The organism is uncultured Sphingomonas sp., from assembly GCF_936927845.1.
GTDB lineage: Bacteria > Pseudomonadota > Alphaproteobacteria > Sphingomonadales > Sphingomonadaceae > Sphingomonas.
Genome location: NZ_CAKZHV010000016.1, coordinates 1 through 12429 on the forward strand (window position 1 = coordinate 1; position 12429 = coordinate 12429).

General features: G+C 65.3%; 13 protein-coding genes. 3 read left to right on the forward strand and 10 right to left on the reverse strand.

Annotated features, from left to right (window positions below; translation table 11 throughout):
• Positions 1–34 precede the first annotated feature (34 nt).
• The 4 genes from Q0579_RS02545 to Q0579_RS02560 all read right to left on the reverse strand — a co-directional run bounded on the left by Q0579_RS02545 (position 35) and on the right by Q0579_RS02560 (position 4336).
• Positions 35–1312, reverse strand: coding sequence for a TolC family protein (locus Q0579_RS02545; protein WP_004212875.1), 1278 nt, complete (start codon positions 1310–1312; stop codon positions 35–37).
• A 60-nt stretch (positions 1313–1372) separates the two neighbouring features.
• A complete protein-coding gene (locus tag Q0579_RS02550) occupies positions 1373–1669 on the reverse strand; it encodes a hypothetical protein (protein ID WP_017980802.1) in 297 nt (98 codons plus the stop codon).
• A gap of 73 nt (positions 1670–1742) precedes the next feature.
• Complete coding sequence (locus Q0579_RS02555; protein ID WP_020486673.1) at positions 1743–3710, reverse strand: cytochrome c/FTR1 family iron permease; 1968 nt, start codon at positions 3708–3710, stop codon at positions 1743–1745.
• Positions 3710–4336: a cation transporter gene (locus tag Q0579_RS02560; protein ID WP_004212870.1), complete on the reverse strand. Its 627-nt coding sequence runs from the start codon at positions 4334–4336 to the stop codon at positions 3710–3712. The genes Q0579_RS02555 and Q0579_RS02560 overlap by 1 nt, the downstream gene beginning before the upstream one ends.
• Positions 4337–4411: 75 nt before the next feature.
• Here Q0579_RS02560 and Q0579_RS02565 point away from each other — a divergent pair, with 75 nt between their 5' ends.
• Positions 4412–4831 (forward strand): helix-turn-helix domain-containing protein, encoded by a 420-nt coding sequence (locus Q0579_RS02565; protein WP_007406847.1) that lies wholly within the window; start codon positions 4412–4414, stop codon positions 4829–4831.
• On the opposite strand, the gene Q0579_RS02570 is transcribed toward Q0579_RS02565, so the two are convergent.
• The 3 genes from Q0579_RS02570 to Q0579_RS02580 all read right to left on the reverse strand — a co-directional run bounded on the left by Q0579_RS02570 (position 4825) and on the right by Q0579_RS02580 (position 6927).
• A complete protein-coding gene (locus tag Q0579_RS02570; protein WP_081609172.1) occupies positions 4825–6027 on the reverse strand; it encodes an aspartyl protease family protein in 1203 nt (400 codons plus the stop codon). The genes Q0579_RS02565 and Q0579_RS02570 overlap by 7 nt on opposite strands.
• Positions 6028–6289: 262 nt before the next feature.
• On the reverse strand, positions 6290–6511 hold the full coding sequence (locus Q0579_RS02575) for a GDCCVxC domain-containing (seleno)protein (protein ID WP_081609171.1): 222 nt from the start codon (positions 6509–6511) through the stop codon (positions 6290–6292).
• The gene (locus Q0579_RS02580) at positions 6511–6927 is read right to left on the reverse strand and encodes a mercuric transporter MerT family protein (protein WP_017980799.1); all 417 of its coding nucleotides are present in this window, start codon (positions 6925–6927) and stop codon (positions 6511–6513) included. The genes Q0579_RS02575 and Q0579_RS02580 overlap by 1 nt, the downstream gene beginning before the upstream one ends.
• Before the next feature lie 62 nt (positions 6928–6989).
• Between Q0579_RS02580 and Q0579_RS02585 the strand changes: the two genes are divergently transcribed.
• Complete coding sequence (locus Q0579_RS02585) at positions 6990–7406, forward strand: helix-turn-helix domain-containing protein (protein ID WP_017980798.1); 417 nt, start codon at positions 6990–6992, stop codon at positions 7404–7406.
• 73 nt (positions 7407–7479) lie between these two features.
• Here the strand turns inward: Q0579_RS02585 and Q0579_RS02590 are convergent, their stop codons facing one another.
• Positions 7480–8727: a cytochrome P450 gene (locus Q0579_RS02590; protein ID WP_017980797.1), complete on the reverse strand. Its 1248-nt coding sequence runs from the start codon at positions 8725–8727 to the stop codon at positions 7480–7482.
• Positions 8728–8939: 212 nt separating this feature from the next.
• Between Q0579_RS02590 and Q0579_RS02595 the strand changes: the two genes are divergently transcribed.
• Positions 8940–9461: a DUF6118 family protein gene (locus Q0579_RS02595; protein ID WP_017980796.1), complete on the forward strand. Its 522-nt coding sequence runs from the start codon at positions 8940–8942 to the stop codon at positions 9459–9461.
• Positions 9462–9513: 52 nt separating this feature from the next.
• On the opposite strand, the gene cueR is transcribed toward Q0579_RS02595, so the two are convergent.
• A complete protein-coding gene (gene cueR / locus Q0579_RS02600; protein ID WP_017980795.1) occupies positions 9514–9897 on the reverse strand; it encodes a Cu(I)-responsive transcriptional regulator in 384 nt (127 codons plus the stop codon).
• Positions 9894–12368 carry a heavy metal translocating P-type ATPase gene (locus Q0579_RS02605; protein ID WP_260449650.1) on the reverse strand — a complete coding sequence of 825 codons (2475 nt, stop codon included), beginning with the start codon at positions 12366–12368 and terminating at the stop codon, positions 9894–9896. The genes cueR and Q0579_RS02605 overlap by 4 nt, the downstream gene beginning before the upstream one ends.
• Positions 12369–12429 lie beyond the last annotated feature (61 nt).

Below are 12429 nucleotides of genomic sequence, written 5' to 3' on the forward strand. Positions count from 1 at the left end.
AGCGACGCCGCGCCCGCGAGATAAAAGCTCTTCATCACTGATTCCCCCCATTGGGCGCACGAGCGGTCAGTCGCTCCACTTGCGCGCGGGCATTCTGGTAATTGGCAAGCGCGTCGATCGCGGCGACCCGCGTTTCGGCGAGCGTGCGTTCAGCATCGAGCAATTCGAGCTGGCCGAACTTGCCCTCGCGATAGCCGATCCGCGCGATGCGGGCGGCCTCCTGTGCAGCCGCCAGCGCCGGCCCCGACGCCGCACGAGCCGTCGTTGCGGCATTGGCCGCCTGCGCCTGCGCGTCCGTGATCGCCTGTTCGATGTCGAGCGCGGTCACGCGGCGCTGCGCATCCGCCTGGGTCCGCTGCGCGGTCGCCTGCGCAATCGCGGCGCGACCATTGTTGAACACCGGGATCGGGATCGACACGCTGAACACCGCCGCCATGTCGTTGGTCGCTTCCAGGCGGCGGATCGACGGCCCGACGTTCAGGTCAGGCACGCGATTGGCGCGCGCGAGCCGCACGCCGGCTTCGGCAATGGAGAAATCCGCGTTGGCTGCCGCCAGCGCGAGTGTGCCGGTCGTGTTGACCGGTGCCAACGGCCCATAGACGTTCACACCGGGAAGGCGATCGAGCAGCGTGTCATCGAGCAGGCCGTCGATCGGCCGTCCGATCCGACGCGCCAGATTGGCGCGGGCCGCCTCGGCCAAGCGAAGCTGCCGCTCCACATTGGCGTCGGCATTGATACGCGCGACATCCGCGCGCTGTTGCTCGAGTGGCGATGCCCGCCCTGCCTGCACGCGAACGCTCGCGGCCCGCAGCGCATCGCTGGCGATCCGGGCCTGATCGCGGGCTGTCATTACCCGGCGATCGGCCGCGACCGCTTCGACATAGAGCTGCGTTACCTGAAGCCGGACATCCGCCGCGATGATCGCGGCCTGGATCTCGGCCCGGGACAATTGCGCATTGGCGACCGCGACGCGGGCGCCGCGCTTGCCGCCTAGCTCGATCGGGATCGCAAAGCCGACCGTGGTTTCCGCGCTGCGGACCCCCCGATACGGCCCGGAGCCGATGACATTCTCGACTTGGCCTTGAACCACCGGATTGGGCCGCAAGCCGGCGACTGTGCGACCTGCACGGGCCGCGTCGATTCCAGCTGTCGCCGCTTCCGCAGCAGGGGCCGAACCGCCCGCTGCACTGACCGCTTGGTCAAGCGTGTAGACCGGCGCATCCTGCGCAACAGGCGCGGACGGTCCGACCTGCGCCTGCGCCATCGTGGCGCAAGACGCTGCGGCCAGCATGGCCGCGAGGATACGATTCATGAAAATAGGACTCCTGACGATGATCGACAGGGGCGCGCCAACGCACGCCCAAATCGGACGTCAGGCTTGGGGGGGCCTCAAATGGACCATGCCGGTGCGGCCGTCGAGCGACGCAGAGGCGGAGATTGTCGGCTTGGGCACTGTGAGGACGGGGGTATATTCCATCGTCGTGCGCGCAGGCGCGCCGACGTCGTGTCCGTGACAATAATTGTGATGATGCGGGACATTCTTGTCCGAGTCCGATGGCACCTGATCGATGTCACCGGCGGTATGGACCGTGAACTCAATGCCCGCGATGCTTCCCCCCGCCAGATCGGCGGCATGGGCCATGCCGGAGAAGCTGGTCAGGACCAGCATCAGGCATGTCAGGAAAGGCAAAAAGGCTCGCACTAGCTTGCCTCTATCACGGAAGGGTTTTCATGTCATTGCACTAATTCGAACCAAGGGTCACTGAGCCGGAACCCGAGCGGGATCGGTCGCGCCCGTTCCAGGCGAACCCGACCGCAATGGCGACCGCCATCAGGAGTTGCGCCAGCACCGATTGCCAAGTGGGAAACACGCCGAGCATCGACAGCCGTGGCACGTCCGCGAGCGGTGCGATGTTGATAAGGCCGGCTTCCTGGAGCGCGGCGACGCCTTTACCCGCCAGCACGACGGTCAGGACCGCCATGAGCCAGGAGCTATAGCGGAAGAACTGCGCGATCGGCAGCTTGCGACTGTAGCGAAGCATGGCCCAAGCGATCAGGCTGAGCAGTCCAATCGCCGACCCGGCCCCCGCGAGAAGCATCCCGTTGTCACCTTGCGCCGAAAGCGCGGCATAGAACAGGATCGTCTCGAAGACCTCGCGATAAACTACGACGAACGCCAGCCCGAACAGGAACCAGCCCGACCCGCCCGAGAGCGCCCGCGACATCTTCTCGCGAATATAGCGCTGCCACTGATCGGCCTGCGCCTTGCCGTGCATCCAAATCCCGACCGAGAGCAGCACGACCGCGGCGAACAGCGAGCCAAACCCTTCCGTCAGCTCCCGGCTCGCACCGCTGATCCCGATCGCATAGGTGGCGACCGCCCAGGTGATCCCGCCCGCGATGATCGCGCTGACCCAGCCGCCATGCACGTACCGCAGCGCCTCGCCGCGCTCGGCTTTACGCAGGAACGCGATCATGGCGACGACGATGAGCAGGGCTTCGAGCCCTTCACGCAGCAGGATCGTGAACGCGCCCAGGAACGTGGACGCCTCGGTGGCGGCATCGGGCGCGAGCGCCGCTTCTGCATCATCGAAAAAGCCGCCCAGCACCGTGACCTTCTCCGCGAGATCATCGGGCGATGCGCCCCGGTCGATCGCGGCGCGGAACTCCCCCATGGCGCCCTCGATTCGGCCCATCAGCGTCGCGTCGCGCGCGGTGAGCGTTGGTTCGATCGGCTCGAACCCATCGAGATAGGCTGACAGCGCCAGCTCTTTTGCCATCCGCGCATCGCCACGCCGGGCAGCGGCCACGCTTTCGGCGAGTTTGGCGCGGGCGACCGCGAGCGAGCCGGGAGCCTGTTGCATCACCTGTTCAGGGTGGCGACGCAGGAACGCGAGCACGGCGTCAGCCTTGGCGTCGCCGATCGCCGCGCCGAGCGCGGCCGGGGTGAGTGCGACCAGGGTTTTCAGGTCCGGGATGCGACGGCGAAGGGTCGGATCGGATTTCCACAGCCGCTCGCCTTCGCGCGCCTGCGCGTCCGTGAAGGCGAAGCTCCCGGCTCGGAATGCTACCGCCCAGCGCTGATCGTTCGGCAGATCGGCGAAGCTCTGCATCGCCGTCCCGTCGATGCCCTGCGTCACCACCTGATAGAGCGCGAAGACGCTGCGCTGGCGCGCACGTTCGGCATCGGTAAAGGCGATCGGGGGTGTCGCGAGCTTGGCGGCGTCGGGGCCACGGCCGTTGCCCGTCATGCCGTGACAGGACGCGCAGGATTGTTGGAACAGGGCATGGCCGGAGACGAGGTTCGGAGCCTTATCGGGCGCGAGCGGCACCGGGTAGGCGCGCAGCAGATCGGCCGCGAGCCCGTGCGCCAGTGTTGCCACCTGTTCAGTCGATCCCTTTTCCGCGATTACCGCTTGGAGGTTGGCGGCCCGCTGAATGAGGGCTTGGCGCTCCGGCTTCGCCGGCAGGCCTTGAAGCCGTGTCGAGACCGACGCGGCAAACTCATTCATTTCGGCGTATTCCGACGCGCTCTTGATCCGACCGTTCGCGACCGCGCCTCCATAATCGACGGCCATATAGTCGAGCAGCCGCCATGCGGTTTGCACGTCGCCGGGTTCGGCGAATGCCGCAGCAGGGATCAGCAGCGCAGCGAGCGCGGCGAGCAGCCGCAGCGAGAGCATTGCCCGGATCAAGGTGAGCAGACGCACTACCGCTCTCCCAGTTCGCGCCGAGCGCCAGTGACGATTTCATAAGCGGAGTGGAGGAACAGGAGGGCGATGAGGCCGGCGACGGCGAGGTCCGGCCAGGCGCTTCCTGTCCACGCCACCAGACCGGCCGCGGCGATCACCGCGACATTGGCGAGCGCGTCGTTGCGGCTGAACAGCCAGATCGCGCGAACATTGGCGTCCCCTTCCCGGAAACGCGCAAGCACCAAGGCGGACACGACATTGATCGCGAGCGCGACAACGCCGATTGTGCCCATCAGTTCGGCATCCGGCGCGGTTGCGTTCAGGGCGCGCCAAATCGCGAAACCGATTACGCCCACGCCAAGCGCACCGAGAAACAACCCCTGCGTCAGCGCGACCTTTGCCCTCGCCCGTGCGGACCAGGCAAGCGCGAGAAGACCGATAAGGCTGATCGACCCGTCCCCGAGAAAATCGAGGGAATCCGCTTTCAGCGCTTGGCTATCGGCGATGAACCCGCCGAACAGCTCGGCGACTCCGAAGCCGAGGTTGAGCACCACGACGGTCAGCAGCGCACGGCGATAGGCCGGATCGGTTTGCGCGCGCGCGGGCTCCCCGTGGCACCCGCAGCTTTCGGTAGAAGCATTCATGCGGCCTTCCTTACCACCTCCAGTCGCTGTAGAAGCAAGCGAAATGTGCGACACGTTCGCATTAGCAAGGATGGCATGATGAAGCCGGTGATGATTGGGCAGCTCGCCAGCGAGACGTCGACAAAAGTGACGACGATCCGGTTTTATGAGTCGATCGGGTTGCTGCGCTCCGCCCCGCGCACGGCGTCGGGCCGTAGAACCTATGATGCCAGCGACATCGAGCGTTTGCACTTCATCCGCAACGGTCGCCGGCTCGGCTTTTCGGTCGACGAAATACGATCGTTGATGGGGCTGGCGCAGAACCCGGACCAGGATTGTGGTGCCGCCTCAGCTATCGCTGCTCAGCACCTCAAGGATGTTGAGGAGAGGCTGGCGCAACTCGCGGTGTTGCGGGATGAGTTGGCAATGCTCAGCCAGAGCTGCACCAAGGCGCGCATGGCCGATTGTCGGATCATGAAGGCGATCGGCAAAGGCCACCCTCAAGCCGATCAGTAATAGTCGGCTAGCCTGAGGTCGCGCACATCACCCGAGGCTATCGTCAGCTTTACGAGGGTGCCAGCAGGCCGGGAGCGCACTTGCCAGAGCTCCCCACGCGTATAGTTCGCATCGATCGAATGGCCGTTCACCGCCACGATCCGGTCGCCAACCGCCCAGCCAGCCTTTTCCGCGGGACTGTTCGCCGCCACATGAACGACGGTGAGCGCCGTTGGTGAGGCTGCGAGGCCAAGGCCGCTACGGTCCTTCAGCATCGGCAGGCGACGACGAGGACCGAGTGGCCGGAGCCACACGAATCCGGCGGTCACGTCGAACACCACGTCGAATTGAGCGATCAGCGGTAGGCCGACATTGCCAACCGTGCTGGTGGAGAGCCAAGCTCTCATCCCGAGTGTGGGGACGTTCGAGACGCCAAGCCCTTCAATGTTGATGTTCTGGGTTGTGAAAGCATCGTTGACCCGCACGCCATCGACGCCGCCGATCGCCGCGGTCGAGACGAGCTTCCCGTTCAACAGCCCTTGATCGCGGGCATAGGCCGACGAGAGCATCAGCGCGGCCGAGCTGCCAAGATCGATCATCAAGGGCACGGGAGACAGGCCCTCGACGGAGGCCCGGATGAACAGCTCCTGCTTGGCACCGCGTCCGAGCGCGACAGCGCGCCAGTCGGGGCCGGCGAGAAACGTGCCTGACTTGACGACCGCCATACGCCTGTTCGCGAAATCGAGCGCGATGCAGCTGCCCGTGAACATATCGGCACCGAGGAGAACGTCGATCGGTCGTCCGAAGGCCGCCGACACTGAACTCAGATCACCAACAACGGCAAAGGGTAAGCGACGGGTTTCGCGGGCGAGCTGTACGTCGATGTCGCGGACCAGCAGCACCGGGGCCTTGGCGCTCAGCCCGCTAATCATGCGCCGCTCACCATTGTTCAAGCCGAGCTTCGTCGCGAGCGCCGTGCTCATGATCGACGCGCCGCTGCCACTGTCGAGCACCGCCCGCGCCGGCACTCCGCGCACTTGTGCCGAAACAAGGAGGGTATCACCCGTGCCGACTTCCAGCGGCTCCCATTCGAGGTGAGCCGCGCCGAAGTTCCACGAGGCCGCAGACCGGGAAGTCTGTCGCGCGAGCGTTGGAGAACCGAGCACCAAGCCGGTTCCACAGGCCACCAGCCGCGCCACTAATGAGCGTCGAGACATACCGATTGCTTCAACACGGGCCGTCAAAAAGCCACCTCCAGCCCCCCGTCCGCAGGAGAGCAAATTGCGGTTACATGCTCTAGCAACTGGAGGAGCAAGGGTTTTTGAAGCGCCCGAAATGCTATCCTGTTCAAATGCCCTCTCGAAAATGAGCAGTTGAGGCAGGTCAGGAACCGGTCGAATAAGACCGAAGTAGGCAATTTCGCTTGCGCGACCTTGGCGAGCAGGACCCCAGTTCACGAAGAAACGTGAAGCTATCGCCTCACCCGCAGCAGCCCGCCACAGTCCCGTTTGCTTTCGCTTCCTGGATCGGAGGGCATGGGACATCGCCAAATGAGCAGAACACGCAGCAGTCGCCAGCCAGGGGCCGCAGCACCACCGCGCAATGCCGGCAATCATAGAAGAATTGGCAGGCGTTGGTGGGCATCCTTTCGGTGGCCACCCCGCCGCATTTGGGACAGGTCAGGGTTGAGGTGAGCTGCATCAGGAAAGCGCGTTCATCAGCGGCGCTTCTAGGAGGTCCCAGGCGAACGCGATAAGCGTCAGAACCGTTCCGATCGCGAGCAGGATAGGTGTCGCGCGCGAGGGCAGCGGCATTGTGCAGGACCGGTCCCCAGCACAGGACCTCCGCCGCTGCGCGTAGGCCCACCACCCAGCAGCCAAGCCGATGAGGGAGGTCGCCGTTAGCGGCCACCGTAGTGGTATCAGCGCGGCGAAGTTGCTGGACAGGCCCGCCCCCAGGCCGAGCGCCGCGAGTGCGAGGGGCAGGACGCAGCATGACGCCGCAGCTAGAACAGCGGCTAAGCTCGCAAGCGCGCCGAGGGCGGATAGCCCCGTGTCGGCGCGACGTCGTGACGTTGGTGCGCCTAGGGGTTCACGCGGGATGGTCTCTTGGTTCATCTATCGCCTCTAGCGGGTTAGCCCGTTATGCATCCTGTAGTGACTACAGGAGCAAGCAATATATGCGCGTTGAGGAAAGCATCACGATCGGCGAGCTGTCTCGCCGGACTGGCGTGAATATCGAGACGATCCGGTACTTCGAGCGCGTTGGTGTTCTCGCAACGCCACCCCGCACAAGCGGCGGGCGGCGGGTATATGGGACCGGTCACGTCCGCGCACTTGGGTTCGTCCGTCGCGCGCGCGAACTCGGCTTCTCCCCGGCCGAGGTGCGCGCGATCCTGTCTCTTGGCGGTTCTGCGCAGGCGTCATGCAGTGAGGTCCGCGAGATCGCGGCTCACCATCTAGAGCGTGTGCGCGCTAAGATGGAGGATCTGGCGCAACTAGAAAGCCTGCTGGCTGCGACCATCGACCGTTGCGAAGGCGACGGGGCGGCGAGGTGCGCCGTGATCGACTTGCTGAACCAACATTCGACTGCGTAGATGTCGCATCGCACCCCGTACTCGCGCAAACGGTCGATAACGGAGCCGATCACCATCACCACGGCACGCGGCCCTAGCCACCTATGTGGACGTTGCGCATCACGAAGCCGCTTTTCGGAAGCGCTGGCAGCCTGGCGAAATCGATGCTCAGGTCTTGGTCCGGTACGTCATAGCGCATCGCGTTGACGAGGAGGTGTGCCGCCACCTTCATGATCGCGAGGACGATCCATTCGCCGGGACAGCGATGGCCGAGATAGTGATCGCCGCCGCCCTGCGGAATGAAGTTGAAGGAGTCTTCGTCCCAAGCCCTGAAACGCTCAGGGCGAAACTCCTGGGGGTCGGCCCAGGTCGCTGCGTCGTGATTGCTCCCATAAAGGTCTAGCACCACTTGACGCCCTTCCGGAAAGGCCATCCCCTCCCACTCGAAATCTTGGCTCGCGCGCGCCACCACAGCGGGAAAGAAGGGATAGAATCGGCGGACCTCTTGGACGAAGAGCTCGGCATAGTCCGGCTGCTGAACCAAGGCCGCCCTGATCCCTGAACAGGTTTGCAGCGCGTGGGCGACGAAGGTGATGTACACTGCGATCGCGACGGTCGGGCGAAGGACATTTACCAGTTCGACCGCTGCGACGTGCGGCGAAAGAAGATCGTCGTGCCGGTCGCGATGCCAGGCTATCGCGTAAGCCGCGGTCCCCGAGCCCGAGCCGATGCTCCCGGCCCGAATGCCTTCAATGATCCGCTTCGCCCATGCGTCGACGCGACGACGGGCCAGCCGTGACCAAAGATGCCTTGGGCTCGCCGAGCCGGCGGCGTCGAACAGCGCCCGCAGCTCGCCCGCGCGGTTGCCGGCTTCATCGTCCGGAAGAGGAACTCCCGCCCAAGCGCATACCGCTCGCGTCAGCGGCTCATGCAACTCGTCATAGAAGACGATCTCTCCTTTGCGCGTCCAGCCCGGCACCGCCCTGCGCCACTCGGCCTCGAACAATTGCGCCAGCGCCCGCACGCGCTCTGGTGTCATCAGGCCCATGAACATCTGCTTGCGGTGCCGATGGGTCTCGCCGTCCAGACCCTGAACGCCGCCTTGGCCCAGCAGTGTCTTCTGAATAGCGACCGGCATGGCACCTTCGCGCTCGAAGCGGGTCGTATCGTAGAAGATTTCGGCGGCCTTGGCCCCCTTAAGGCAGTTGGTCTTTTTCAGCAGGAAACGGGATTCAAAAGCGTTTGCGCCTAGGCGCTGGCACTGCCTGGAGATGAACCGATAGGGATCGGCGAGGAGAGAAAGGGTTTCGTCCGGGCCTTTCGTGTGTGGTGTCTTAGGCATGACCGGTCCGGTGATTGTTGGGTCTCCTTTGATTAACTCGGAGGAATATCACGGGTTGCAGGCTCACGACAGGTGACGAACGAGGACGATCAGGGCGGAGCAGGCGCGGCCGAGGCGTTCGAGGCCATGCGCGGCGAGCTGGCGCTGCGCCGTGGAGGGCTTGGCGGCCGAGCGCGGCGATCGACATACCCGACCATACCGAGACGCTTGGCGTGCTCCAGCAGAACGTGAACACGGCAGGCGAGAACGTCGCGCGCATCGGCCAATTCCTGAAAGCGGCCCCGGCGCTGGCGATGACGCCGGAGCAGATGGCGCAGCGCATCGCCGCGGCGGGCAGCGCCGCCCGGCGCGAGGATCAGGCGGCGCTCGCCAAGGCGGGCGAGGACAAGGCCCGCATCATGGCCGATCTTCGCGCCATCGCCGGGTCCGCATGGACACGCGCCGACCAGAAGAATCGGCAGCTATGGTTTGCCCTGGGTGGGGTGGCGGCCGGCATCCTCGCATGGGCGATCGTGCCGGGCCTGGTCGCGCGCGAGATCGCACCGGCGAGCTGGCAATGGCCCGAGCGCATGGCGGCGCGGACGCTCGACTTGCCCCGCTGGGAAGCCGGGCAGCGTATGATCCAGAGCGCCAGTCCCACCGCGTTCCGCGCCATCGTCGGGGCCGACAGGATCGTGACGGCCAACCGCGCGGCGATCGAGGGGTGCGGCAAAGCCGCAGCGCGAAACGCGTGAAACGGTGCGACGCACGATCACGCTCAAGTGGAGTAAAAGTTAGCCGCGCAAGTTATTCAGCCAAGCGTTCGATGATCGGACAATCAGGCCGATCATCGCCATGACAGGCTTGGGCGAGCCCGGTAAGCGAGCGGCGCATGGCGTCCAAGACGCGGACCTTGCGGCCCAGTTCGGCAGCGCGGGCTTCCGCCAGCGTCTTCACTTCCGCGCTCGACCGATCGCGATCCGACCACAGCCCCAGCAGCGTGCGGATTTCCTCGATCGGGAACCCCAGGTCGCGCGCGTTGGCGATAAATCGCAGCCGATGAACGTCAGCGTCGGCGTAGTCCCGGTAGTTCCCGCGCCGTGGCGGCGCGGGCACCAAACCAATCTTTTCATAGTGGCGGATCATGCGTTGGGAGACGCCGCTGGCGTCCGACGCCGCTCCGATGTTCACAGCTTTACCGCGTTGAGCCGCAGTGCGTTCAGGACCACGGTGAAGGACGAGAGCGCCATCGCTGCACCGGCCAGCATCGGCGACAGCAGGATACCGGCAACCGGGTAAAGCACGCCGGCCGCAACCGGCACGCCGATTCCGTTGAACAAGAACGAGAAGAACAGGTTTTGGCGGATATTTCGCATCGTCGCGCGAGCGAGCTTGCGGGCGCGCACGATCGCCGAGAGATCGCCGCGCGTGAGCGTCATGCCGGCGCTTTCGATCGCCACGTCTGTTCCCGTTCCCATCGCCAAGCCGACATCCGCGGCGGCGAGCGCCGGGGCGTCGTTGATCCCATCGCCCGCCATTGCGACCCTTGCGCCGCTCGCTTTCAGCTCGCCGATGATACGCGCCTTGTCTTCCGGCAGCAGATCGGCGCGCACGTCATCAAGACCGCCCACGGCGCGCGCGACAGCATCGGCCGTCCCACGATTGTCGCCGGTGAGCATGACGACCCGCAGGCCCTCCTTGCGAAGCGCGGCAATAGCGTCGCGCGCCGATGCGCGCACCGGATCGGCGACTGCGAGCAGACCGGCGAGCGCCCCGTCGATCGCGACGAGGATGATGCCCGCGCCTTCGCCACGGTGACGATCGGCCGCGGCGTCGACCGGCTTGAGATCAGCGCCGATCCGGCTCATTTGCACCGCATTGCCAATCACGACCGAGCGGCCGCCCACCGTGGCGCTGACACCCAGCCCGGTTTGCGAGGCAAAGTCCGCGACTGTGCCGAGCTGCAATCCTCGTTCTTTGGCGGCAACGACGATTGCGTGCGCGAGCGGATGTTCGGATTGGCCTTCGACGGCCGCGGCAAGCGCGAGCATGTCGTTCTCTCCGACCGCGCTGACCGTCTCGACCGCGATCAGCTTGGGCTTGCCTTCCGTGAGCGTACCCGTCTTGTCGATGACAAGGGTATCGACCTTTTCCAGCCCCTGTAAGGCTTCCGCGTTCTTCACCAGCACGCCGGCCTGAGCGCCGCGTCCCGTGCCGACCATGATCGACATGGGCGTGGCGAGCCCGAGCGCGCACGGGCAGGCGATCACCAGCACTGCGATGGCGTTAAGCAGGGCATGGCCCATGCGCGGCTCAGGGCCGACCAGCGACCAAGTGATGAAGGTCGCAATCGAGATCAGCACGACGAGCGGCACGAACCATCCTGAAACCCGATCGGCGACCGCCTGTATCGGGGCGCGGCTTCGCTGCGCTTCCGCGACCATGCGGACGATACGCGCGAGCATCGTGTCCGAACCAACCGCGCGGGCTTCCATCACCAGGCTGCCCGTCCCGTTGACGGTGCCCCCGGTAACGATCGCCTCGACTTCCTTGAGGACCGGCGCGGGTTCGCCGGTGAGCATGGCTTCGTCGACCGACGAACGACCCTCGACCACGACGCCATCGACCGGGATGGCTTCACCGGGGCGGACCCGCAGCCGGTCACCGGTTGCCACGTCGGCAAGCCCGACTTCTTCTTCAGAACCGTCAGGCTGCAAGCGTCGCGCCGTCTTGGGGGCGAGATCCATGAGAGCGCGGATCGCGCGCCCTGTCGCCGCCCTAGCGCGCAGTTCGAGCACTTGCCCGAGCAGCACCAGTGTCACCACGACGCCGGCCGCCTCGTAATAGACGGGAACCATGCTCCCATGCGTGCGGAAGGTCGCTGGGAAGATGCCCGGCGCGAGCGTCGCGACCACGCTATAGAGGAAGGCGGCACCTACGCCGATCGCGATCAGTGTGAACATATTGAGATGGCGGGTACGAAGCGATGTCCACCCCCGCTCGAAAAACGGCCAGCCCGCCCACAGCACGATCGGCGCGGTGAGTGCGAGCTGGACCCAAGGCGAGGCCGCAGGGCTAACCACATGCAGGCCTAACATTTCCGCGAACATCGAGACGACGAGCAGCGGGATCGTGAGCGCGCCCGCCACCCACAGTCGGCGCGTGAAGTCGACCAGCTCAGGGTTGGGAGTATCGTCGAGCGACGGTTCTTCGGGTTCGAGCGCCATGCCGCAGATTGGGCAAGTTCCCGGCCCTTCCTGGCGAATTTGCGGGTGCATCGGGCACGTCCACATCGCCCCCGGCGTCGCCATCGGCTCCGGTTTCGGCTTATCGCTCAGATAGGCGTCAGGATTGGCGACAAACTTGCTCCGGCACCCTGCGCTACAGAAATGATAGGCATGACCAGCGTGCTCGGCATGGTGTGTCGTTTTTGCGGGATCGACCGTCATGCCGCACACCGCGTCGATCACTGCTGCTGCGGCATCGTTGTCCTTACTGCCCGAGCAGCAGCCGCCCGCTTCGGTGTGATGATGTTCGTGCTCGATCTTTGCGGGAGCGGCCGAGCCGCCCCCGCAACAGGATGAGGGCGTGGAGACCGATTCAGGCGCAGGCTTCGAACAGCCGCAACCCCCGGCTTGGGAATGGGAATGAGGGTCGTTCATGGCAAGACTCCTTCGACCCGAGAGCATGTAGGGTATGACACCGTGTTAGGGTCAAGGCCCT